This window comes from Devosia sp., from assembly GCF_025809055.1.
Lineage (GTDB): Bacteria > Pseudomonadota > Alphaproteobacteria > Rhizobiales > Devosiaceae > Devosia.
Genome location: NZ_CP075529.1, coordinates 3048789 through 3070454 on the forward strand (window position 1 = coordinate 3048789; position 21666 = coordinate 3070454).

The following is a 21666-nucleotide window of genomic DNA, read 5'->3' on the forward strand; positions in this document are numbered from 1 at the left end:
CCATGGCGCGCTGGTGCAAGGTGGCTAGCGCCGAACCCTGTTCTCCATGACGCGCTCCAGCCAGCGTACCAGCAGCGAGAGCGAGATGGTCATGGTCAGATAGAGGAAGGCGACCACATTGTAGGTTTCAAAGAACAGAAAGCTCGAGGAGGCCGAGAGCTTGCCCAATTGGGTTATGTCCTGGACGCCAAGGGCCGAGACCAGAGCGCTGTCCTTGACCATGGAGACAAAGTCATTGCCCAGCGGCGGCAGGATGGTGCGCAGGGCCTGCGGAAAGACGATGAAGCGGAAGCAATGCCAGCGGCTGAGGCCCAGCGAGCGGGCCGCTTCCACCTGTCCGCGCCCCACCGCCTCTATGCCCGCCCGGAAAATTTCGGCGATGAAGGCGGAGTAGCAGATGGTCAGGGCAAAAATAGCCCGCCAGACGAAATCGAAGCCGCGCACCGTGGCCGGCGTCAGCCACCCCCATTCGATCGGCAGCGACAGCGCCCAGTTATAGGCGCCGACCAGAGCCGGCGCGGCGACAAAGGCGATGTAAAACAGAAACACCAGGATGGGTACGCCGCGGATGATCTCGACATAGAATGTCGCCACCTCGCGCAACACGCGGATGCCCGAAGTGCGCGCCAGCGCAACCAGCAGCCCCAGGAGAGTGGCAGCCGAAAAGGCGACCAGTGTCACCCACAGCGTCGTCTGCACGCCGCCCGCAAGGGTGCGGAAGATCGAGGCGTATGTCGCGTTGCTGGTGATCGCCCACAGCCCGAGCACGAACAGCAGCAGGATGGCCAGCAACCAATAGGGCAGGCGGGAAAAGAGCGTGGGACGTCGGGATGCTGTCATGGGTGACGGTAGGACACGATTTGCAACAGAAGCCCTACGGACCTCATCCTCGGCCGGGCGAAGGACGAGGCCGTGATCGGCCTCGCGCGTTCGACAGGATGTGAGGTCCTGGGGCAGTAGGCCTTAGTCAGCCGCGTATTCGAAGAACCAGTAGTTGATCCGTTCGTCGAGCCAGCCCTCTTCGCGCAATTGATCCAGCGCTGCATTGAACGGCTCAACAAGATCCGAGCCAGGGGTCAGGATGAAACCCAGCGGATCGGACTTGATGCTCTCGCCCACCTGTTTGAACGAACCCGGATCGGCGCCAATATAGCCGGTGGCGGCCGCCTGATCGGCGATGATTGCATCCACGTCGCCCACCTTCACAGCCTGAACCGCGGCCCCGAAGCTGTCGAAGGTCTTGACCCGCGGATTGGCCTCGTCGCCATCGAGAACATCATAGATTGCCGTATAGAAGGACGAGGTGCCCGCCTGCGCGCCGAACAGCAGATCGGCGTTTTCGGCAAAACTCTCGGGGCCGGTGATCCGATCTTCGTCGGCACGCACCAGGAAATACTGTTCCACGGTGATGAACGGGTCGGTGAAGTCGATCTGCTCTTCGCGCTCGGCGGTGATGGTGATGCCATCGGCGCCGACGTCGAACTGACCGCTGCGCACGCTCTCGATCATCACGTCCCAGGCCGTCAGGTCCCACTCGACGCTGGCGTTGAGACGCTTTGCGACTTCGTTGATGACGTCATATTCCAGGCCGATTCCCTTGCCCTCGGCGTCGGCAAAGTTCAGCGGATAATAAGCGTTTTCGGTCACCGCATGGATGACGCGACCCTCAAGGTCCGGCAGGTCCTGCGCAAAGGCGGGGCCGACCAGGAGCGCGAGGGCCGTGCTGGCGAAAATGGCGATGGACTTGGTCATCTTGATCATGGTCTCCCGACGAGGTTTCGCCCGAGACTAGACCAAGCCCATGACCTTTGGAAATGGGCAAGCGTTACGGCTCAGGCCTGGTCGCTGACCTCGGCACCTGGCCCGTTCTTCTTCAGCGAGGCAATGGCATTCTTGGCGCTCGACTTGGACTTGTAGGTTTCGGTGCGCACCATGGTTTCGCCATTGGCGGCGACGAAGCGCACGAAATGCTGGCCGTCCTTGGAGGCGACAATCTCGAAGCGATAGCCGGAGCCGGTCTCGTCCTTGGAGAGGTCCACCGTGGCTGCATCGGGGGCATTCTTCTTCAGCGAGTCGATGGCGTTCTTGGCGGACGCCTTCTGCTTGTAATTTTCCGACCAGAAGATTTTCTCCGCATTGTAGGAGAAATCGAACTTGAACTGCTCGTTTGCTGCCGCTGTGACGTTGAACTTGTGTGCCATGACGCTGACCTCCCTCAAAGTAGTCGCAACAAAGACTAGCCGAATGGCAAAAATTGAAAACCCTAGTTTTTGACCTCAACCCGATCGACATGGCCCAGGTCCCGGTCGGGGTCGATGCGATCGCGCACCATCTGCTTGAGCACCCGGCTGTCCGGAAAACCGCCGTCCCGCTTGCGCTCCCAGATCAACTCCTCGTCCAGGTGAATTTCGAAGATGCCGCCGGTGCCGGGAACCAGCGTCACGGCGCCCAACTCGAGTGAGAATGTGGACAAGAGCTCCTGCGCCATCCAGGCCGCGCGCAACATCCAGTTGCATTGCGTGCAATAGACGATGGTGACGGCCGGCTTGCCGGATGGCTCGCTCACTTGCGCTTCCTGGCTGCATCCTTGGGGTCGACAAGGCTGGCCAGGATTTCATCGACCAGGTCGAGATCCTGCCGCTTGCCGGCCGCCTGCTGCTGCAGGTCAACCAGATAGGATGTGGTGTAGTAGAGCCGCCGCGCCAGCATGATGGCGATCTGCAGCGAAAACTCGGGGTGACCGTCGAGAAAGGTCAGGGCATCGGGGATTTCATAGGCGGTGACGTCGGACAGCGCCTTGACGGTGGCCGAATGCTGCATGTCGAGCAGCACAGCCATTTCGCCGAAAATCGAGCCCGGCTCGTCGACATGGGTCACCTGGGTTCGCTCGCGAATGACCTCGACCTGGCCTTCGACCAGCACCAGCAATTTGCCGAGCCGCTCGCCCTCGGGCAGCATGATCTGGCCCGACTTGAACCGGACCGTCTTGAGGCCGCTGCAATAGTCCAGAATGTCCGCCATGATCCGCTCTTTCACCCCGCCGTGAGCGGCAATCTAAAGCATTGATCGGGCAAAGCAAAGCCGCCCGGCGTGAACCGGGCGGCTGGCAATAGGCAGCGTCAGGTGACTAGTTGATCCAGACCACGGTGCGGGTCGAGGCATCGACCACGGCCGGGCGGCCATCGATATAGACATAGCCGTAGAACTGGTCATCGGGCAGCGGGGTGATGGTGGCGCCTTCCGGCAGCACATAACCCACGACCACATCACCTTCCGCCTCGATCGGATCGACCGGATTGGCGATGGCGAAATCGGCGGAGGACTGGCTCACCAGGTAACCCGGCGACTGCACCAGGGTGCGGTTGTTGAGGTCAACGATCCACACGCGGCCATTGGCATAGATATAGCCGTAGTTTTCGTCACCATCGACCGGATAGATGGTGACCGCTTCCGGCACGGTGTAGCCGACATCGAGCGCGCCCTCGATCAGCACCGGCTCGACCGGATTGGCCCCGGCATATTCGATGGTGGAGGTGGCAACGCCGGCTTCGGCACCAATGACGGCACCGGCAAAACCGCCGATCACGGCACCAATGGGACCACCGATCAGGCCGCCGACAACGGCACCGGTCGTGCCGCCACCGGTCGCGCCGATTACGGCACCGGCATCGGCATCAACTGTCCCGGCATCCTGCGCAAAGGCGGGCATGGAGATGGCGAGCGAAAGTGCGGCCACGGAGGCCATGAGAGTCTTCTTCATTTTCGTTTTCCTTTCGGGTCACGGGCAGAGCCCTTTTGGGCTTCTTTGTGAGCGCCCGGTGGTCGCCCCTTGCTCAACAAACGAGAAGCGCCCGACTAGGTTCCGATGCCGCAGGAAATCGAAAATGGCCTCAGAGCAGCTTTTCGATATCGGGCGCGATGTCGGCCGGCTCGGTGGTGGGGGCGTAGCGCTCGACCACGGTCCCGGCGCGATCCATGAGGAATTTGGTGAAATTCCACTTGATCGCCTCGCTGCCGAAAATGCCCGGCGCCTCGGATTTGAGCCATTCATAGAGCGGGGATGCGCCCTCGCCATTGACCTCGATCCTGGCAAAGAGCGGAAAGCTGACCCCGTAATTGACCGCGCAGAACCGGGCGATCTCGTCGGCGCTGCCCGGCTCCTGCTCGGCGAACTGGTTGCAGGGAAATCCGAGCACGACCAGACCCCGGTCCCGATATTGCCGGTATAGCGCCTCGAGCCCCTCATATTGCGGGGTGAGCCCGCACTGGGAGGCGACATTGACCACCAGCACCACCTGGCCGGCATAGTCTGCAAGCGCCTGCGGCGTGCCATCGAGGCGGGGGAGGGTAAAGTCTGAAAAACGGGTCATGGCTCAAATTCAGTTTTGGACTGGTGTCCCAGAGGTAGTGACGAACACCGCAGTCCGCAACGGCGAACGGCCGCCATTGGCGGCCGCTCCCTAGCGTGATTGGTGGCTGTCTCAGTAGCCACGGGAATAGCTAGGTGCCTTGTAGGTGGTGCAGTAGTCCGCGTCGTAGGAGACGTAGCGGGATGCCACCCAGCCCCAGCGGCCGGACCACTGGACCTTGTACCAGCCATTCTGGCTTTCGGTGATGCTGACCTTGGTGCAGGCCGGGATGGTGCCGAGCTTGTAGTAGCTGGTGCCTGGGCCTTCGCGGAAATTGATCCCGCCGGTGGTCCAGCCCCAGTCGGCAGCCATGGCGCCGGAGGCGGTGGCCAGAACGAGTGCGGCGGCGATAAGGGTCTTCTTGAACATCGATCTTCTCCATCTGTGTTGCTCGGGCCCTGTCGTCCGCCCGATGAGGAGAGATTGCCCCAGAGCAGCGGGCCGGGCAGTTCCCCAGGGAACAGGCCTTGCCACCTGCGCTATTTTCCGACACATCTGGAGCCCGAGGCAGCCCAGCGAGACAACCATGACCGATGGCAAGCCGGGACTGGCCTTCTGGCGGTCCTTCCCCATTTTCGAGGATTTTTCGGCTGAAGCCATCGCCGAACTCAATGCCGCGGCCATCCCGCGCAAATGGGGCATGGGAGAGGTGATCTTTCAGCGCGGCGACCACGGCGACCATCTTGTGGCCGTCGCCGAAGGGCGCATCCGGGTGGCCCTGCTGACGCCCTCCGGCCGCGAGCTGACCCTGCGCCATGCCGGTCCGGGGGAAATCCTGGGTGAAATGAGCCTGCTCGACGACGCCCCAAGGTCTGCCGATGCCGTTGCTGCCATTGCCAGCGCCGGGTTCGTGGTGCTGCGCGAGCAATTCGAGCGATTGATGCGCACGCATCCCGAACTGCAGCAACCCCTGATCCGCTATCTCAGCCGCCGGTTGCGGGAAACTACCGATCAGCTTGAATCCATCGCCCTGTTCGATGTGCGCCTGCGCCTTGCCCGCTTCCTGCTGCTCAGTCTCAACCAGGCCTTCGACAATGACGTGCCCGACACGCCGCGTCTGCGGCTCGATCTCAGCCAGGGCGAGATCGCAAGCATGCTCGGGGCCAGCCGTCCGAAGGTGAACCGCGCCATCCTGGCGCTTGAAGAAGACGGGGCCATTGCCAGGGACGGTCATGTGCTGACCTGCGACCCGGCCATTCTCCACGACATCGTCGCCGCGGACGGCGAATGAGGCGCCACAGATCCATGCGCAGCCTTCTGCCCCTGGCCGCCGGATTGCTGATTGCCGGTCTCGGGACGATCCTTGTGCTCCATGCACCACCCTCGGTCGCGCTTCTGCGCGAGAAAGGGCTCGACTGGCTGGTTCTGGCCATGCCGGTGCCGCAGGCCGAAGCCCTGGTCGTGGTCGATATCGGACTTGAAAACGAAGCGGGAAATCCCTGGTCACGGGACGATACCGCCCGGTTGATCGGGGCCGTTTCGGCGGCGTCCCCAACGGCCATCGGCCTCGACATGGTGCTGTCGGGGGAGTGCGATGCCGGCGCCGCCGCAAACCAGACGCTGGCCGAAGCCATGGCCGGAACGCCGGTGGTGCTGGGTTTTCTGCTGACCGCCACGCCAAGCGCTGCCCCGGTGCCTCAGCCGGCGCTGGCCCTCATGGCCGATCTGTCGCTGCCGCGCATCCTTTACGCCGACGGCGCCGAGACTGCCTGTGCCGGATTTTCCGACATGGCCGCCAGCGCGGCCGGGCTGCCGCTGTTGGGCGACGGCGACGGGCTGGTGCGTCAGGTTCCTGCCGTGATGGCGATTGGCGGCCGTCCCTTCCTCGGGCTTGCCTTCGACATGGCGCGACAGGCTCACCCCGACGCGCCGCCGGTCTTGGCGGGCAATCCGGCCTGGTTGCGGCTGGGCAGCCGCGTCTGGCCGCTGAGCCCGGCCGGGTCCGTGCGGTTCCGCCCCAGCGCCCCGGATCATTGGGCCACGCGCACAATTGCCGCCGCCGACCTGCTGGACGGCTCCGCCGATGCCGCGCGTCTTGGCGATGCGCTCGTCCTGGTCGGCAGTAGCGCTCCCCGGGCCGGCGCGCTGCGCGCCACGGCTGCCAGCCCGATCACGCCATCGGTGCAGATCCACGCCGACCTGCTGTCCGGCCTGCTCGGCGGCCGCCTGCCGATCCGGGCCGAACTATCGCCGCGCCTAGAGGCCGCCGCTGCCGGGCTGGGCGGCGTTACGGCCGCGCTGGCGGGAGCAGTGCTGGCCCCGGCCCTGGCGGGCGCGGTGACGCTGGCATTGGCCGCCCTGGGCATCGGCACCGCCTTCGGCCTGGCCATCTTCAGTGGCCTTCTGCTCGATCCCTTCATCCCCGCCCTTGTTATTCTCGCCGCCGGGATCGTCACCACCATCGCCCAGGCGGTTCGCACCAGGGCCGCCGAACAGGCGCTGCGCCGGCGCATCGGCCAATTGCTGCCCGCCGAAGTGGTTCGCCGCTTCGTCGCCGATCCCAGCCTGTTCCGGATGGAAGGCGAGGTGCGGCAGGTGACCGCCCTGTTCACGGATATCGAAGGGTTCTCCGCCGCCACCCAGGGCATGGAACCCAAGAAACTCGTATCCCTCATGGACGCCTATTTCTCCGGCATGACCGGCATCATACTCGCCCATGGGGGGATGGTGGAGAAACTGGTGGGGGACGCCATTCACGCGCTGTTCAATGCCCCGGCAGACCTCGATGGCCATGTGGACCGTGCCATTGCCTGCGCACTGGCCCTGCAGGCTCATGCCGACGCCTTCCGGCAGCGTGCGGACATGGCGCCGATCGGGCTCGGCCGCACCCGTATCGGGGTCGAGACCGGCGAGGCTATCCTCGGCGATGTCGGCTCGGGCGACAAGATCGACTACACCGCCTATGGCGATGCCGTGAACATGGCCGCCCGGCTCGAAGAGGCCTGCAAGCAACTTGGTGCGGGCATCTGCATCGGTCCCAATGCGGCGCACCTGGCCAGTGTGACGCTGGTCGAACTGGGCGAGATCGACCTGCGCAGCTTTGGCCACGTGCGGGTATTCGGGCCGCGCAGGCCCTAGCGGCTGACCCCGACGCTGGCAAAGGCCTCGGCAATGCGGCCCTCGCCCCAAGCGACGACCGGGCCCGGCGGGCCGCCCTGGGTCTCGAACTCGACACCGTCCCCGGCCTCGAGGATGCGCTTGACCCCGGCAGCCAGGACCGAAACCGAACCGCGATCGACAAAGACCGAATACTTGCCCTTGGTCGGCCCGGCAAAGAAGCGGGTGCCGCGCACGCCGATCTGGGCGAAGGCGGAGCGGATGGTGATATCGGTGGGCGAGAGGTCCTCGGGACGATTGAACAGCATCGGCCCGCCCACGCTCATGACGCCGCGCTGATTGGCGATGAAGGCATCGATGAGGATTTCCGCCTCCGAGCCGAGATGGATCTCGCTTCGGTCCTCGAGCATCAGCATGGCCAGGCCATCCCGGCGGGTGACGATCCGGTCATTGAGCTCGATGGCCGCGCCGGGCACCAGCGGCACCACGGTATCGGCCCGCGCCACGTCCACCCGTCCGGTGACCGTGACCGCCTCACCAACCGGCACGGCGGCCCAGGCGGGCGCAATCAGCATGGTCGCTCCCAGCGCCGGTATCCCGGCGAGAACCTGCCTCCGGCCAAGCGGCGGCAGCGCAAGCGTATCATTTGGCATTTTCGGCATCCCTCCAAGGTCTGGTGGACCTCACCAATGCCAGATGATCACGCGCATGGCTGTGACGCAAGGAACAGGCGGGCGCCATACCGTGCTCCGGGGGCAAAACGGGCGTGCACAAGCGGCCATCGTCGCAGATGGCGCCGCCACGGGCGCGTGGCTTGGGGGAAGGCAGGGCCGGAGACAGATTATGCCTCTGGATGATTTTTGTGAGACCTAACCTGTCTCCGGCGCCGGATTTTTGGACAGCACAGGCACCGCCGGTTGAACGCTCGTCGCGCGGCGGCCTATGCCCGAACCCACGCGCCATGCGAACAGCGCGCGACCGGCACACCCCGCTCAGTTCGCATGCAGACCTGCCCGCGCGAGGTGATGGCCTATTCTATGACTGGCCAGCAAAGCGGGGATAAGTTTGCCTGGACCGCTTCAGACTGAACGGAGCTTTCCCTTCTCCCCTGAGGGGAGAAGAGCCTGCCCCGGACTTGATCCCGGGTGGCGCGAAGCGCCGGATGAGGGGTTCATACTCACGTATTTTCCGAAAGGCTTTCACCCCTCACCCCAACCCTCTCCCCAAAGGGGCGAGGGGGCGATGGAGGCGATGGTTCCGCTTACAGGTGAAACGCTTACATCTTGAAACTCGTCTCGCCATTGCTGCCGGTAGGCCGGGGCGCAGCGGGTGGCCACGGATCGGCTGGCGGCGGGCCGGTGCGGGCGGCGCGGCCGGCGGCAAACCCTTCTTCGAACATGCGCGCATCCTTGGCCTGCATGAGCTTGACCAGCGCCTGGCGCGCATCGCCGCCCTTGTGCGTCTTGGGCTCGGTGTCGGCCAGTGCCTGGCGCAGGCGCATGACCGGCACGGGCGCGCCCCCGGTCCGCCACATGCGGCCCTGGCGCCGGCTATCCCAAAAGGCATGGCGGTTCTCGAAATCCTCAAGCCGCGCCAAAAACTGGCCGAGCTGCACCGCAAGCCCGGCAAAGCTCAGCGCGGCGACCGGCAGGGCCTGGATGGGTTTAGCCAAGAATGGCCGGCAATCGTGGATCAATCCCTCGGCCACGATCCGCGCGCTCTCGCCCACCAGCGCATCGGGCTTCTTGGCGGCAATGGCGCCAATATCCCTGTGCACCGCGTGGAGCCGCAACCACAGCGCCTCATGGCGCTCGGCAAGGGGAATGGTGATGACGGCTGGCTCGGGTCGCATGGTGAAAAACTCCTGTCCGCGGATGAAAGGAGAGGATGCGGGAGGATTTGGGGGCGGGGATTAGTTTAGCGGGGGATGAAGTAGCGGCTTTCGCCCTCGACGCGGCCCGAACGGGCCAGACCAATGGTGGTGAGGGTTTCGAGCAGCGAGGCGACGCGGTCGCGGCGCTTTGGTGTATTGCGGCCATCGAAAGTGGCGGCGAGGGTTTCCGGGGGCACCGGGGCGGGGGCCTTGCGGAGCAGGTCGACGAGGATGTTGATCTGCTCGGTGTCGCTGGCGGGCCATTTCGGCTTGTCACTGACCGGCAGGATGGCGAGATCGGCTTCCTGCTGGACGCCATCGGGGCGGGCGACTTTGTGGCCGAGTTTGGGTTCCTGATAATCGGGGCGCAGCCAGCGGACGAGGCCGCGGGCCTCCTCGGCAGCGCGCTCCTGATTGAGGGCGACCAGGCGGGTCAGCAGCTCTTCCTCGGCTTCGAGCTGGTCATCGGTCTTGTATGGGCTGGGCGTGGTGGCGCCGGGGCGGCCAACCAGGCGCGGGGTGAGGTCGGACCAGCCATAGGCAGCGAAGACCAGGGTGTCGATCTCGTCGTGAATGTCCTTGAGGATGGCGATGTGGCCGGCGTCGTAGATGTCGCGTTCCTTGTCGGTCAGCGGTTCGATCTGCGCGGCGCTTTCGCCGTGGCGGCCGGGGCCGGCTTTCCAGTCGAGCTCGCGCACGCGTTCGAGCACGTTGTAGAGCCCGGTCATGGTCAGGAAATCGTGGGCAGCGAGGCGTTCCTTGCGGAAGGCGTCGAGGCGTTCACCGAGCTCGGCGAGGCGGGACTGGATGGTGGGGTTGGTGGAGAAGTCGGGGAAGGGAAAGGGATTGAATATATTGTTATTCTGATACCTAGGTCGGTCTTCAAGCCTTCCGCCAAGTGCCAGCGACCAAGCTACGTGTGTCTTGGACGAAAGAATGCTGGCAATTGCAAAATCACTTACTGCAATGACAATGGCAGAGCCGTCTAGCAGTGTGTCTGGCCACTGCATCGCCGAGAATACGCGATGGTGCGAGACCTCACTAGTTGCAAAATATCTGGTCAAATTCTTCAGGGCTTCCCGCATTGCTGGGCGAGGCTCACCAAAAATCCACCATCGGTCACGATGTCCGTCACGTCTGACTTCGTCTCTCTCCGGCTTTACCATCGTAAGCAGTCTCTGCTCGATGATGGGATATTCAATTAAATCACTTCTACTGAGACCAAAGGTGTCGATGACGAACTCATCGCGATCTCGCCTCAGGAGGTCAAGACCACCCACATATTTAGGGAGCCTTGACCTTGGAAATGCGCCGACGTGGAGTAGTTCCTCACGCTCGGCCCTAGATACTTTAAAGCCGCTGCCGACTAGTTTACATCCTTGAAAGGCGATCGTCTCGCAGGCGATCAATGGCCTCGCGTCCGAAACGTCGATGCCGAGTTCTAGCTTTGCGTTAATTCGGCCCTGACCTTGGGTAACCTCGATGAAAGGCGTGTCTGTTTCTAGGCCGACCTCTCTTTTCACCTTTACTAGAATCCCATCCGCTTTTCCCCTGGCTGCGACAGTCATGGAAATCCGAACAGCTGCCTTATCGCTTGCTTTCATCCATGGATGATCGGCAACGGCAAACACGATTGAGACTGGCGTTCTTGCCGAGGTCCATCTTTCCAAAACTCGACGGGAGAAAATTTGGGTGATGGAGTTGGTGGTGATGAAGCCAAAGCGTCGGAGACCTCTGTATGCGGACCTTGTTGGGTTTCTCGTCAAGCGCTGGGCTGCCGCGTCCCAAAAGTGCATTACGAAGTCTGCGCCCATACCAACGTTGGGTCGCGCAACTGCTATGGCTTCGACATAGCCATCTCCCAACTCATCCCGCATCGCGCGACTTCCAATGAACGGCGGATTGCCGACGATGAATTCGACCTCGGGCCATTCAGCGGGGCGCGGGTTCTTGTATGAATAGAGCTCGATGCGGGCTTCGGGATCGGGCACCAGTTCGCCGGTAATGGGATTGACCATGCGGGTGACGCCGTCCCAGCGGGTGACCGGTTTTCCATCATCGTCACGGACCAGCTCGGCGCCGTCATGGGCGAGGATGGCGTCCTGCTGGCGGATGGTGCCATAGGCATGGAGCACCGGCTCGGAAATGGAGCTGAGGCCCGATGTGCGGAGCTGCCATTTGAGATAGCCGATCCACAGGACCAGATCGGCAATGGGCACGGCGCGGGGATTGAGTTCGAGCCCGTAGAACTGGCGCGGCGAGACGGTCTCGCCTTCCATCATCAGGCGGGACTGGTCTTCACCCAGGCTGTCGATGGCGGCCAGAACTTCGCCTTCAAGCTTCTTGAGCAGTTCGAGCGAAACATAGAGGAAATTGCCGGTGCCGCAGGCTGGGTCGAGCACGCGGATGGTGCAGAGCTCGTGATGGAAGGCCTTCGCGCGAGCGAGGGCGGCGGCGGGGTCGCCATTCTTGAGGGCTTCTTCGATGGTGGCCTGCACCTTGTCCCAATCGGCGCGCAGGGGCTCGATAATAGTGGGGACGACGAGGCGTTCGACATAGGCGCGGGGCGTGTAATGGGCGCCGAGCTTACTGCGTTCGCGCGGATCGAGGGCGCGTTCGAGCAGGGTGCCAAAAATGGCGGGTTCGACATCGCGCCAATCCATGCGGGCGGCGACGAGCAGTTCGTGAATATCCTCGGGCGCGAGGGGCAGGGCGGTGGGATTGGCAAAGAGGCCGCCATTGAACCGCTTGATGGATTTAAAGGTGCGCTGATCGAAGCCACCGGCATTCATGGTCGCCCATAAGGTTTCCATGGCGCGCGGAAAGGCGGCGGGGTCATCAACCAGCTTTTCCAGCATCTCGACCATGATGTTTTCGGGCAGGAGCCCGACATCCTCGGCGAACATGGTGAAAAGGCAGCGCATGAGAAATTCGGCGACATCCCTTGCATCGTGCTTGCCTTCGAGCCGCTTGGCGATGATGGAGAGGCGCCCGGCAATGTCGCGGGTGACTTCGGCGGATTTCTTCGCCGGATCGAGACTGTGCGGATCGGTCCAGACCGCCTTGAGGCGCGCCTGAATGGCTGGATCGCGCAGGTCTTCCATCTCGATGCGGAAGCCCTGAGCATCGGGGAACTGGGCGTAATTCTTGCCCTGGCCGGAAAAATCGGCATAGAGCTCGATGACGTGACCGACATCGACGAGGATGACGAAGGGCGGATAGCCGTGTTCGACGGGCAAGTGGCGGGTGTAGTCGACGGCCTGGGTATAGGCGGCGCGCATGACCCGGTCCCAGCCGCGTGAGCCGCGCTTGGCGTGGCCCAGCTTGCGGCTGCTGGCTTCCGAGCCAAACAGGCTCGCCTGGCGCTCGTCCTCGGCCTGGCGGCGGGCGGATTGCTTGGCTTCGAGCACGAAAGCGCCGCGCTTGTAGCAATCGACATAGAGCTTGGTGGTCGTGCCATCGGGGTGGCGATAGTCGAGGCTGCGCTCGAAGACGTAGTCGTTGCGGGCGTTGGCCTCCTGGCTCATGACCGGACGAGGGACGCCCAGCACGTCGCACAGGCCGGAAATGAAAAGCTGATAATTGGCACGCTCGGAGCCGCCCGAAGCTGTTGCCTCCGCTATCAGTTCTTCAAGCGGTTCCACGCCCGACCTCACCGGTATTCCCCCAAAACCACGCTGCCTTCTGGGTGGTTAACGTAATGCTAACCCTGAAAAAAGGCATGTCGTAGTGTTGAAACAAAAAAGCCGCCTTGCGGCGGCTTTTTCGAAGATCAGCGATTGGGATCGCTCACTTCACCAGCGACAGGTTGACGGCGGATTCACGGCCGTCGCGGCCGGTTTCGACTTCGTAGGAAACCTTGTCGTTTTCATACAGGCCATCAATGCCCGAACGCTGCACGGCGGAGATGTGGACGAAGTGGTCCTTGCCGCCGGTCTCGGGGGTGATGAAGCCGAAGCCCTTGGTGGTGTTGAAGAATTTCACGGTGCCAGTGATGGTGGCCATGATTGTGTTCCTATTTTTAAGCTCGAAGCCGAAGCAGGACGAGCGTTTCCCTACGCGACATGCAAAAGGGCCGACGAACGTTCGCAAGTTGCATCAGTGAGCCAGGAACCGGAAATGACCGGCAGAGGCAGCCGACTTAGGCTGAAAACGTATGGGGGCCTTGTGCCAGACAATGGTGTCCAGAGCAAGGCGGGATTTTTCCGGGGCGGCGGATTCCCGCTGTCGCGGGAATGACATGGTGGGGCGGGGTGGGGACCGGCGTCGGATGTCGCCGAATTGGTCTTGCCGGGGAGAGAGCCCGAAGATCGGGGCGCTCGTCACCCCCTCCCGGCCTCCCCCTTCAAGGGGGAGGTGTGGTCTTGTGCGTGGGCGTGTTTCTGCCCCATGCGGAGGCGATGCCGCTGCCTGCCAACTCGCCCCTGCGCGCCAACCTCGCCCTGCGAGCGTAGCTCTCCGGGCCTGACAGCCTAAAATCGCTCCACTCGAGCGATTTTGCGCCACAGGCGCCGGCTGTCAGTCATCACCCATCTTCAGCGCCTTGATGAAGGCTTCCTGGGGGATTTCGACGCTGCCGAACTGGCGCATGCGGGCCTTGCCCTTTTTCTGCTTTTCCAGGAGCTTGCGCTTGCGCGTGGCGTCGCCGCCATAGCATTTGGCGGTCACGTCCTTGCGCATGGCGCGCACCGTCTCGCGGGCGATGATCTTGCCGCCAATGGCCGCCTGGATGGGAATGACGAAGAGGTGCGGCGGGATCAGCTCCTTGAGCTTTTCGCACATGACGCGGCCGCGCGTTTCCGCCACCGAGCGATGCACGAGCATGGAGAGCGCGTCGACCGGCTCGGCATTGACCAGGATCGAGAGTTTGACAAGGTCTCCCTCGCGGTGCTCGGCGAGCTGGTAGTCGAAGCTGGCATAGCCCTTGGAAATCGACTTGAGGCGATCGTAGAAATCGAACACCACCTCGTTGAGCGGCAATTCGTATTCCACCATGGCGCGCTGGCCGACATAGGAGAGGTTCTTCTGGATGCCGCGGCGGTCCTGGCAGAGTTTGAGGATCGCGCCGAGATATTCGTCGGGCGTCAGAATCGTCGCCTTGATCCACGGCTCGCGGATCTCTTCGATCTTCATCACATCCGGCAGGTCGGCCGGATTGTGCAGGTGCATGGTCTCGCCATTGGTGAGCGCGACCTCATAGACCACCGATGGCGCAGTGGCGATGAGATCGAGATCGAATTCGCGGGAGAGCCGCTCCTGGATGATTTCGAGATGCAGGAGGCCCAGGAAGCCGCAGCGGAAGCCGAAGCCGAGGGCGGCGCTGGTTTCCATCTCGAAGGAGAAGCTGGCATCGTTCAGCCGCAGCTTGCCCATGGCGGCGCGCAGCTCGTCGAAGTCAGAGGCATCGACCGGGAAGAGGCCGCAGAACACCACAGGCTGGGCCGGGCGGAAGCCGGGCAGCGCGGTGGCGGTGGGCTTCTTGTCCTCGGTGATGGTGTCGCCGACATTGGTATCGGCCACTTCCTTGATCGAGGCGGTGAAGACGCCCAGTTCGCCCGGCGTCAGTTCCTTGACCTCGACCAGCTTGGGGGTCTGCACGGCAACGCGATCGAGCTCATAGACGGCGCCCGAGGCCATCATGCGGATTTTCTGGCCGCGTCTCATCACCCCGTCGATGATGCGCACAAGCACGACGACGCCGAGATAGGTGTCGTACCAGCTGTCGACCAGCAGCGCCTTGAGTGGCGCGGTGATGTCGCCCTGGGGCGCGGGCAGGCGGGTGACGATGGCTTCGAGCACATTGTCGATCCCCAGGCCCGTCTTGGCCGAAATTTCCACCGCCTCGGACGCATCGATGCCGATGACGTCCTCGATCTGCGCCTTGACGCGCGGAATATCGGCGGCGGGCAGATCGACCTTGTTGAGGACCGGGACGATCTCGTGATTGGCGTCGAGCGCGTGATAGACATTGGCCAGGGTCTGCGCCTCGACACCCTGGGAGGCATCGACGACGAGCAGAGAGCCTTCCACGGCCGACATCGAGCGGCTGACCTCATAGGCGAAGTCGACATGGCCGGGCGTGTCGATGAGGTTGAGCAGATAGTCCTGCCCATCCTTGGCGGTATATTTGAGGCGCACGGTCTGCGCCTTGATGGTGATGCCGCGCTCGCGCTCGATATCCATCGAGTCGAGGACCTGTTCCTTCATCTCGCGCAGGTCGAGCCCGCCCGTCATCTGGATCAGGCGATCGGCGAGCGTGGATTTGCCATGGTCGATATGGGCGACGATGGAGAAATTGCGGATATTGGCGAGAGGCGTTGTCATGGCGCGCTGATAGCAGAAGCCGCGGAGCCGAGAAAGATGGTTTCCCGCTCCTTAACAGCGGCATTTGGCAACGGATGGCAGCGAATGGGCGTTGTCATGGCTATGCGTACCCTTCTGCCGGCCCTGACCGCCCTGTTCCTCGTCACCACGCCCGTCGCGGCGCAGGACTTTTTCGGATCCTTCGAGGACTTCGTCGAAGAGCTTTTGCCCCAGCGGCAGGCGCCCGAACGGCCGCGCCCGGCTCCGGTGCCCGCAGCGCCTGACCCGGCCGATGAGGCGGGAGCAGAGGACGCCGATCCCCCGCCCATGCCCCGGCCGCGGCCCGTGGGACTGGGCGAGGATGGCGATGCCGCCGAAATGCCCGAGGACGAGCCGAATCCGCCCCCGCCTGTAGCGGAACCGCCACCGCCGATACCGGACCCGCCGGGCGAGGCGCTGGACGACGCGGACGCGGGCGTTGACGGCGATATTCCATTGCCGCAGGAGCGGCCGGACGTTTCCCCCGAGCCACCGGCCAGCCCGGCGGCGGAGGAAGCCGAGGCAGAGCCCGCCGCGCCATCCGGACCCACAGCAGTGCCCGGCCGCATCTACCAGACGGCCTGTCCGGCGCTGCTCAGCGGCACGGTTGTGGGTGAAATGGTCGCGCCCATTGCCGAGGGCATCTGCGGCGAACGCTCGCCACTGGTGATCACGGCAGTGCGGGTCAATGGCCACGAAATCGGCTTCTCAAGCCCGGTGACCACCAATTGCGCCATGGCCGGGGCCCTGGCCGACTGGGTTGGTGAGGTCGATGCCTATGCCAATGCGGTGCTCGACAGCCCGGTCGCGAGCCTTGGCACCGGCACCTCGATGATGTGCCGCAATCGCTACAGCGCCGCCGATGGCTTCGTGTCCGAGCACGGCTTTGCCAATGCGCTGGACGTTGTGGGGTTTACCCTGGCGGATGGCAGCAGCATCAATGTCGAAAGCGACTGGCTGCCCGCGGCCGCGCCGGAGGGACGCCTGCTGCGCCAGGCGCATGGCGCTGCCTGCGGGCGCTTCACCACGGTGCTGGGCCCGGAAGCCAATGCCGATCACGAGGATCATTTCCACGTCGATCTCGGCTGTCACGGCCAGACCTGCACGGCGCAGATCTGCGAATAGGTGCCCGGCGCGGAGGCGTCAGGAACAGCGCGGGTGGTGGGTCGGCAGATCGGCCCATTCGCGCAGGCTGAGGCAATCGGGATGCGGGGTGTGCCGGCTCGGCGCCGAAAGGCGCAGCCAGCCCAGAAGGCGGGTCAGCAAAGACATTTTCTGTCTCCTATCGGGATGAATTGGCCTTAGTTTGCGCGCCCAGGCGGCACTCCGCAATGGACAAGGCTTGAGAATCGCTATAGAAAATCTATATGAGCAATCCCTTTCCCATCCCCCTCAATGCGCTGCGGGCGATCGAGATCGTGGCCCGGCGCGGGGCGCTGGCGCCGGCGGCTGAAGAGCTGGGCGTGACCATCGGTGCGGTCAGCCAGCACCTGAGGCGGGCCGAGGACCGGTTGGGCATGGAATTGTTTGCCCGCACTGCACAGGGCCTGAAACCGCTGCCGGCGCTGGCACAGGTGCTGCCGCAACTTTCTGCCGGGTTTGCGCAATTGCAGGATGGGCTGGCCGGGCTGACCGGCGCCCATGAGGGCGTGCTCAATGTGACGGTGGGCAGCGTCTTCGCCTCGCGCTGGCTGATCTGGCGGGTCAACAAGTTCTCCACCCTGCATCCGGGCCTCGAAGTGCGGTTGACGGTGACGGCCGCCATGCTCGACCTGGGCCGGCCCGATATCGATTGCGGCATTCGCTATGGCGACGGGGATTGGCCCGGCACGGCGGTGACGCTGATCGGCGGACGGCAGTTTCAGCCGGTTTGCTCGCCGCTCCTGCTCGACCGGGTCAAAAGCCCGGCCGACCTGGCCAGGGTCCCGGTGATCGAGGATCGCACCTCCATGCTCGACTGGCCGGCCTGGCTGGCCAAGGCCGGGCTCGATCCGGCAATGGCCCTGCATGGGCCGCTTTATTCGGATGCCTCGCTGGCCTTCGACGCGGCAATTGCCGGGCAGGGCGTGCTGCTGGCCGCCGACATGATGACCGCCGATGCCGTCAGCGACGGCCGGCTGGTCCGCCCCTTCGATTGCCCGGTAGAGGGCGCGCACGGCTATTTCCTCGCCACCGCGCGGGGACGGCGCGAGGCCAGGAAGCTGACCCTGTTCCGTCAGTGGCTGGCCGAGGAGGTGCCGGCAAGCGTGCTGGGCTATGTGCATCAAAACAGCCTGATCGCGGCCGGGTCCCAGACCTGATCCAAGACCTGGTCCGGGCGAGGGGGCGGCGGCAATGACGGATCGGCCCCTTTCCCAAAGGGTGCAAAGCCTTTAGCTTCTGACCAAATGGTAAAAATTCGCGGGGGTGCGCCATGAACCATGATGCCATAGTCCTTGGAGCCGGAATCGTCGGCATCGCGACGGGTATTCACCTGCTGCGGCGCGGCCGTACCGTGCTGCTGGTGGACAAGAGCGAACCCGGACGCGAGACCAGCTTCGGCAATGCCGGCATCATCCAGCGCGAGGGGGTCCGCCCGCACCCGTTTCCGCGCGACCTGCACACCCTGATCCAGGTGGGGCTGCATCTGTCCACCGCCGCCCGCTACGAGCCGCTGGCCCTGCCACGGCTGGCGCCGCCGCTGCTGCGCTATTGGTGGGAATCATCCCCCGACCATTACCGCAAAGTGGTGCAGAACTATGCGCCGCTGATCGGGCGCTCGATCATCACCCATGACGACCTGATCAAGGCTTCGGGGCCCGAAGCTGAGGCCCTGATCTCCCGCTATGGCTGGCACCTGGCCTTTCGCACGCCCGAAAAGCTGGAGCACGAAATCGCCAAGGCCAAGGGCGACCACGACCAGTTCGGCATCGGCTTTGAAGTGCTGGACTGGCCGGCGCTGAAAGCGGTGGAGCCTGCCCTGCTGGGTGGATTGGCCGGCGCCATCCACTGGACCGATCCCTGGACGGTGCGCGACCCGGGGGCTCTCGTGACCCAGTATTTCCGCCTGTTCGAGAAACTGGGCGGGCAATTCCTGCGCGGCGCGGCCAGCGGGCTGACGCCGGACGGGCAGGGCTGGTCTGTGAGCGTCGACGGCCAAAGCCATGCAGCGCGTCAGGCGGTTATCGCGCTCGGGCCCTGGGCCCCGGACGTGCTGGAGCCGCTGGGCTATCGTCTGCCGCTTTTCGTCAAACGCGGCTATCACATGCATTACCACAAGGCCGAAGCCGCGGCGCTCAACCATCTGCTGCTCGACCCGGAAGTGGGCTATGCCATGGCCCCAATGGAGCGCGGCATCCGCATCACCACCGGGGCCGAATTTGCCGAACGCGATGCCGCGCCGACGCCGATCCAGTTGGGCAAGGCCGAGGACGCCGCGCGCCAGCTGTTCCCGCTGGGCGAGCGGGTCGACCCCGAGCCTTGGAAGGGAGCGCGGCCCTGCACGCCCGATATGATGCCGATCATCTCCAAGGCCCCCCGGCATGACGGACTGTTCGTCGGCATTGGCCACGCCCATCATGGCTTTACGCTTGGCCCGGCCACCGGGGAACTCCTGGCGCAGGCCATGACCGGCGAGGCGACCGCCATCGACATCAAGCCGTTCCGGATGGAGCGGTTCATGGGCGGTTAGAACAGGGATGGGGCCCTTTTCGTTCGCGGCGAAGGTTGTTTACTGGCGCGGGCCGGCCCCGTTTATTTTCGCGGCGGTGCCATCCGATATCGGCGCACAAATCCAGGCGGTGTCCAATACGGTCAGCTATGGCTGGGGCTGCATAGCGGTCGAGGCGCAAATCGGCGGGCACGGTTTTACGACGGCGCTGATCCCCAGGGATGGGAGCTACCTGCTGCCGCTCAAGGTTGCCGTGCGGCAGAAACTGCCGCCGATCGAGATCGGCGACAGCGTCGATGTGGTCATGCAGTTCGCGGCCAAAATGCCTCCGCTATGAGGCCAGCAGCCGCCGGAGCTTGGCGATCGCGGTGTCGGATGACTCGCGATAGGCGATGGTGCCTTCGAATTCCCCCTCGGCATTGATCAGGAAGACCGAGGCGGTGTGGTCCATGGTGTAGTCGCCGTCTTCGAGCGGAACTTTCGCATAATAGGCACCCCAGGACTGCGCTGTCTTGGCGACCTCTTCCTCACTGCCGGTGACGCCGGTGACCCGGCCGGTCCAGCTGACATAATCGCCGATGACCTCAGCTGTGTCGCGGCTCGGATCGACCGAGATGAACCAGGCGTTGAGATCCCTGGCCTCATCGCCCAGGGCCTCGTACCACGAGGCCATTTCGGCCAGCGAAGTGGGGCACACTTCCGGGCAATGGGTGAAGCCGAAGAACAGCATCGAGGGTTTGCCCTTAAGGCTGTCGTGGCTGAACGGTTCACCTTCGGCCGTGACCAATTGGTAGTCGCCCTGACCCAGCGCGGCGACCTCGCCGGGGCGGGTCATGGTCGTATAGACGTAAAGCCCGGTGGCGCCGACGGCCGCGACGGCCACCAGCGCCCAGAGCACCACGCGCAGGCCCTTGAGGCTGGCCATGCTCAATGCCCTTCGTGGCCGGTCGCCGCATCGGCGGCGCTGCCGGCGGCCGGCAGCTCGATCGTGATCTCGCCGGCCTTCTCGAAGGTAAGGGTGACGCTGATCGCCTCGCCCTCGACGATGGGCGCGGTTAGGCCCAGGAACATGATGTGATAGCCGCCCGGCTCCAGAACGACGCTGCCCCCGGCCGGGATCACCAGGCCATCGGTCAACTGGCGCATCTTCATCACCTCGCCGTCCATGGCCATTTCGTGGATTTGCGTGTCCTTGGCGATGGCGGATGTGACCGAAACCAGGCGGTCGTCCGCGCTGCCGGCATTGGCAATGGTGAGATAGCCGCCGCCAACCGGTGCATTGGGCAGGGTGGCGCGGGTGAAGGGGGCCGAAATGGTGAGATCGCCCAGGGTGATTTCGACGGGCTGGGCTGCGTGATGATGGGCATGTGCGTCGGCTGCGCCGGCGGTCAGGGTGACGCTTGGCGCGGGCATGTCGCCGGCCTCGTTGGTGTCGATCCAGGCTTCCTCGCCATTGGCGCATTCCTGAACAGCGGGGAAGTAGATCTTCCCGGGCTGCAGGGAACCGGCAAAGGTGCCGCGGAAGACGAACTCGTCATACCATTCGTTGGGCAGATTGCCGCCAGACCAAATGATTTCCCTGACGCCTTCGCTCACTTCCGTACCGTGATCGAGATAGGTGTTTTCGTAAGGGCCGGTGACGGTTTCCAGCGTCCAGCCCGCCTTGGGCATGGGCTTGACTGAATAGAACCCCTCGGGAATCTGCACGCGAACGGTGTGGGTGGCCTCGGTGCCGCAGCCATGGGGCACGCGCAGGATGGCCTTGTAGGCCGCGCCGATATTGGCGTCCTGCACCTCGAAGGTGGAATGGGCAAAGCTTGTAGAGGCGAGCGCAATCAGCGTAGTGGCGGCCAGGCTGGCACGAACGAATGAGCGGATCATGATGATCTCCGGACTTGAAACTGTCTGATGAGGCGGCGAACCGCCGGGGTCGGGATCAGACGGAGACCGGAGGCGCGCGCGATTGCCCGACATGATCGGGGCGGATGGCGGCAAGGGGTGCCTGCGCTTCGGGCGGGGTCAGGACATCGGCGGCCGACACCGGCGCGATGGTGATGGCGGGGGGCACAATGGCGGCAAGCTGATGCTTGGACACGCCGGTGGCCGGGCATTTGACCGCGGTCGCCTCGACCGGTTGGCCATCTTCGTCCTGGGCCAGCGGCTGACAGACCGACCAGCTTTCGAGCGTCGAATAGCCCATGGCATTGAGGTCGCGCTGCAGGCCCGCCGCCTGGTGCAGCGGCAAGAGCAGGGTGAGCACATAGATGGCCAGCACCGCAAACGCGGCGCCGGTTTCGCGCATCATCCTGGTCCAGGGCAAGGCCATTGCATGTCCT

General features: G+C 64.0%; 23 protein-coding genes and 1 pseudogene. 6 read left to right on the forward strand and 18 right to left on the reverse strand.

What is annotated here, in order from left to right:
• Positions 1 to 24: 24 nt before the first annotated feature.
• From KIT02_RS14940 to KIT02_RS14980, 9 genes and pseudogenes are all read right to left on the reverse strand, one after another.
• Positions 25 to 840, reverse strand: a complete 816-nt coding sequence (locus KIT02_RS14940) for an amino acid ABC transporter permease (RefSeq protein ID WP_297579311.1) — start codon at positions 838 to 840, stop codon at positions 25 to 27.
• Positions 841 to 963: 123 nt separating this feature from the next.
• Positions 964 to 1761 (reverse strand): transporter substrate-binding domain-containing protein, encoded by a 798-nt coding sequence (locus KIT02_RS14945; protein WP_297579314.1) that lies wholly within the window; start codon positions 1759 to 1761, stop codon positions 964 to 966.
• 71 nt (positions 1762 to 1832) lie between these two features.
• Positions 1833 to 2039 carry a DUF1508 domain-containing protein gene (locus tag KIT02_RS14950; protein WP_297585345.1) on the reverse strand — a complete coding sequence of 69 codons (207 nt, stop codon included), beginning with the start codon at positions 2037 to 2039 and terminating at the stop codon, positions 1833 to 1835.
• A pseudogene (locus KIT02_RS14955) lies at positions 2019 to 2201 on the reverse strand (DUF1508 domain-containing protein); the annotation flags it as partial. The gene KIT02_RS14950 and the pseudogene KIT02_RS14955, both read right to left, overlap by 21 nt.
• A gap of 62 nt (positions 2202 to 2263) precedes the next feature.
• Complete coding sequence (locus KIT02_RS14960) at positions 2264 to 2566, reverse strand: SelT/SelW/SelH family protein (protein ID WP_297579317.1); 303 nt, start codon at positions 2564 to 2566, stop codon at positions 2264 to 2266.
• Complete coding sequence (locus tag KIT02_RS14965) at positions 2563 to 3021, reverse strand: cyclic nucleotide-binding domain-containing protein (RefSeq protein ID WP_297579320.1); 459 nt, start codon at positions 3019 to 3021, stop codon at positions 2563 to 2565. Before KIT02_RS14965 ends, KIT02_RS14960 begins: the two co-directional genes overlap by 4 nt.
• A gap of 106 nt (positions 3022 to 3127) precedes the next feature.
• On the reverse strand, positions 3128 to 3760 hold the full coding sequence (locus tag KIT02_RS14970) for a DUF1236 domain-containing protein (protein WP_297579323.1): 633 nt from the start codon (positions 3758 to 3760) through the stop codon (positions 3128 to 3130).
• Between the two features lie 130 nt (positions 3761 to 3890).
• Complete coding sequence (locus KIT02_RS14975; RefSeq protein WP_297579326.1) at positions 3891 to 4370, reverse strand: glutathione peroxidase; 480 nt, start codon at positions 4368 to 4370, stop codon at positions 3891 to 3893.
• A gap of 111 nt (positions 4371 to 4481) precedes the next feature.
• Positions 4482 to 4778 (reverse strand): SH3 domain-containing protein, encoded by a 297-nt coding sequence (locus tag KIT02_RS14980; protein ID WP_297579328.1) that lies wholly within the window; start codon positions 4776 to 4778, stop codon positions 4482 to 4484.
• Between the two features lie 157 nt (positions 4779 to 4935).
• Here KIT02_RS14980 and KIT02_RS14985 point away from each other — a divergent pair, with 157 nt between their 5' ends.
• Positions 4936 to 5640: a Crp/Fnr family transcriptional regulator gene (locus tag KIT02_RS14985; RefSeq protein WP_297579331.1), complete on the forward strand. Its 705-nt coding sequence runs from the start codon at positions 4936 to 4938 to the stop codon at positions 5638 to 5640.
• Positions 5641 to 5654: 14 nt separating this feature from the next.
• The gene (locus KIT02_RS14990) at positions 5655 to 7487 is read left to right on the forward strand and encodes an adenylate/guanylate cyclase domain-containing protein (protein WP_297579334.1); all 1833 of its coding nucleotides are present in this window, start codon (positions 5655 to 5657) and stop codon (positions 7485 to 7487) included.
• Here the strand turns inward: KIT02_RS14990 and KIT02_RS14995 are convergent.
• The 5 genes from KIT02_RS14995 to lepA all read right to left on the reverse strand — a co-directional run bounded on the left by KIT02_RS14995 (position 7484) and on the right by lepA (position 15663).
• The gene (locus KIT02_RS14995) at positions 7484 to 8119 is read right to left on the reverse strand and encodes a FecR domain-containing protein (RefSeq protein WP_297579337.1); all 636 of its coding nucleotides are present in this window, start codon (positions 8117 to 8119) and stop codon (positions 7484 to 7486) included. The two genes, KIT02_RS14990 and KIT02_RS14995, sit on opposite strands and share 4 nt — an antisense overlap.
• A gap of 623 nt (positions 8120 to 8742) precedes the next feature.
• A complete protein-coding gene (locus KIT02_RS15000; protein ID WP_297579346.1) occupies positions 8743 to 9318 on the reverse strand; it encodes a hypothetical protein in 576 nt (191 codons plus the stop codon).
• Between the two features lie 65 nt (positions 9319 to 9383).
• On the reverse strand, positions 9384 to 12983 hold the full coding sequence (locus KIT02_RS15005; protein WP_297579349.1) for a DNA methyltransferase: 3600 nt from the start codon (positions 12981 to 12983) through the stop codon (positions 9384 to 9386).
• A 145-nt stretch (positions 12984 to 13128) separates the two neighbouring features.
• The gene (locus KIT02_RS15010; protein WP_297579351.1) at positions 13129 to 13344 is read right to left on the reverse strand and encodes a cold-shock protein; all 216 of its coding nucleotides are present in this window, start codon (positions 13342 to 13344) and stop codon (positions 13129 to 13131) included.
• A 513-nt stretch (positions 13345 to 13857) separates the two neighbouring features.
• Positions 13858 to 15663: a translation elongation factor 4 gene (lepA, locus tag KIT02_RS15015; protein WP_297579355.1), complete on the reverse strand. Its 1806-nt coding sequence runs from the start codon at positions 15661 to 15663 to the stop codon at positions 13858 to 13860.
• Between the two features lie 96 nt (positions 15664 to 15759).
• On the opposite strand from lepA, the gene KIT02_RS15020 reads away from it, so the two are divergent.
• The gene (locus KIT02_RS15020) at positions 15760 to 16806 is read left to right on the forward strand and encodes an extensin family protein (RefSeq protein WP_297579358.1); all 1047 of its coding nucleotides are present in this window, start codon (positions 15760 to 15762) and stop codon (positions 16804 to 16806) included.
• A gap of 18 nt (positions 16807 to 16824) precedes the next feature.
• Here KIT02_RS15020 and KIT02_RS15025 read toward each other — a convergent pair whose 3' ends face one another.
• A complete protein-coding gene (locus KIT02_RS15025; protein ID WP_297579361.1) occupies positions 16825 to 16953 on the reverse strand; it encodes a hypothetical protein in 129 nt (42 codons plus the stop codon).
• Between the two features lie 95 nt (positions 16954 to 17048).
• Between KIT02_RS15025 and KIT02_RS15030 the strand changes: the two genes are divergently transcribed.
• The 3 genes from KIT02_RS15030 to KIT02_RS15040 all read left to right on the forward strand — a co-directional run bounded on the left by KIT02_RS15030 (position 17049) and on the right by KIT02_RS15040 (position 19667).
• Positions 17049 to 17981, forward strand: coding sequence for a LysR substrate-binding domain-containing protein (locus KIT02_RS15030; RefSeq protein WP_297579364.1), 933 nt, complete (start codon positions 17049 to 17051; stop codon positions 17979 to 17981).
• A 113-nt stretch (positions 17982 to 18094) separates the two neighbouring features.
• Positions 18095 to 19351, forward strand: coding sequence for an FAD-binding oxidoreductase (locus KIT02_RS15035; RefSeq protein WP_297579367.1), 1257 nt, complete (start codon positions 18095 to 18097; stop codon positions 19349 to 19351).
• A 7-nt stretch (positions 19352 to 19358) separates the two neighbouring features.
• Positions 19359 to 19667, forward strand: a complete 309-nt coding sequence (locus KIT02_RS15040; RefSeq protein WP_297579370.1) for a DUF1905 domain-containing protein — start codon at positions 19359 to 19361, stop codon at positions 19665 to 19667.
• On the opposite strand, the gene KIT02_RS15045 is transcribed toward KIT02_RS15040, so the two are convergent.
• The 3 genes from KIT02_RS15045 to KIT02_RS15055 are packed head-to-tail and all read right to left on the reverse strand — an operon-like array spanning position 19662 to position 21656.
• Positions 19662 to 20255, reverse strand: coding sequence for an SCO family protein (locus KIT02_RS15045; protein WP_297579373.1), 594 nt, complete (start codon positions 20253 to 20255; stop codon positions 19662 to 19664). The two genes, KIT02_RS15040 and KIT02_RS15045, sit on opposite strands and share 6 nt — an antisense overlap.
• 2 nt (positions 20256 to 20257) lie before the next feature.
• Positions 20258 to 21211, reverse strand: coding sequence for a DUF1775 domain-containing protein (locus KIT02_RS15050; RefSeq protein WP_297579376.1), 954 nt, complete (start codon positions 21209 to 21211; stop codon positions 20258 to 20260).
• 55 nt (positions 21212 to 21266) lie between these two features.
• The gene (locus KIT02_RS15055) at positions 21267 to 21656 is read right to left on the reverse strand and encodes a hypothetical protein (protein WP_297579379.1); all 390 of its coding nucleotides are present in this window, start codon (positions 21654 to 21656) and stop codon (positions 21267 to 21269) included.
• Positions 21657 to 21666 lie beyond the last annotated feature (10 nt).

Coding starts and splice junctions, on each gene's coding strand:
- KIT02_RS14975 (WP_297579326.1), bottom strand. CDS start 4,370: ATGACCCGTTTTTCAGACTTTACCCTCCCCCGCCTCGATGGCACGCCG.
- KIT02_RS15035 (WP_297579367.1), top strand. CDS start 18,095: ATGAACCATGATGCCATAGTCCTTGGAGCCGGAATCGTCGGCATCGCG.
- KIT02_RS15030 (WP_297579364.1), top strand. CDS start 17,049: ATGAGCAATCCCTTTCCCATCCCCCTCAATGCGCTGCGGGCGATCGAG.
- KIT02_RS14995 (WP_297579337.1), bottom strand. CDS start 8,119: ATGCCAAATGATACGCTTGCGCTGCCGCCGCTTGGCCGGAGGCAGGTT.
- KIT02_RS14980 (WP_297579328.1), bottom strand. CDS start 4,778: ATGTTCAAGAAGACCCTTATCGCCGCCGCACTCGTTCTGGCCACCGCC.
- KIT02_RS14945 (WP_297579314.1), bottom strand. CDS start 1,761: ATGATCAAGATGACCAAGTCCATCGCCATTTTCGCCAGCACGGCCCTC.
- KIT02_RS15040 (WP_297579370.1), top strand. CDS start 19,359: ATGGGGCCCTTTTCGTTCGCGGCGAAGGTTGTTTACTGGCGCGGGCCG.
- KIT02_RS15010 (WP_297579351.1), bottom strand. CDS start 13,344: ATGGCCACCATCACTGGCACCGTGAAATTCTTCAACACCACCAAGGGC.
- KIT02_RS15020 (WP_297579358.1), top strand. CDS start 15,760: ATGGCTATGCGTACCCTTCTGCCGGCCCTGACCGCCCTGTTCCTCGTC.
- KIT02_RS15045 (WP_297579373.1), bottom strand. CDS start 20,255: ATGGCCAGCCTCAAGGGCCTGCGCGTGGTGCTCTGGGCGCTGGTGGCC.
- KIT02_RS15025 (WP_297579361.1), bottom strand. CDS start 16,953: ATGTCTTTGCTGACCCGCCTTCTGGGCTGGCTGCGCCTTTCGGCGCCG.
- KIT02_RS14970 (WP_297579323.1), bottom strand. CDS start 3,760: ATGAAGAAGACTCTCATGGCCTCCGTGGCCGCACTTTCGCTCGCCATC.
- KIT02_RS15050 (WP_297579376.1), bottom strand. CDS start 21,211: ATGATCCGCTCATTCGTTCGTGCCAGCCTGGCCGCCACTACGCTGATT.
- KIT02_RS14965 (WP_297579320.1), bottom strand. CDS start 3,021: ATGGCGGACATTCTGGACTATTGCAGCGGCCTCAAGACGGTCCGGTTC.
- lepA (WP_297579355.1), bottom strand. CDS start 15,663: ATGACAACGCCTCTCGCCAATATCCGCAATTTCTCCATCGTCGCCCAT.
- KIT02_RS14985 (WP_297579331.1), top strand. CDS start 4,936: ATGACCGATGGCAAGCCGGGACTGGCCTTCTGGCGGTCCTTCCCCATT.
- KIT02_RS15055 (WP_297579379.1), bottom strand. CDS start 21,656: ATGGCCTTGCCCTGGACCAGGATGATGCGCGAAACCGGCGCCGCGTTT.
- KIT02_RS14940 (WP_297579311.1), bottom strand. CDS start 840: ATGACAGCATCCCGACGTCCCACGCTCTTTTCCCGCCTGCCCTATTGG.
- KIT02_RS14990 (WP_297579334.1), top strand. CDS start 5,655: ATGCGCAGCCTTCTGCCCCTGGCCGCCGGATTGCTGATTGCCGGTCTC.
- KIT02_RS15000 (WP_297579346.1), bottom strand. CDS start 9,318: ATGCGACCCGAGCCAGCCGTCATCACCATTCCCCTTGCCGAGCGCCAT.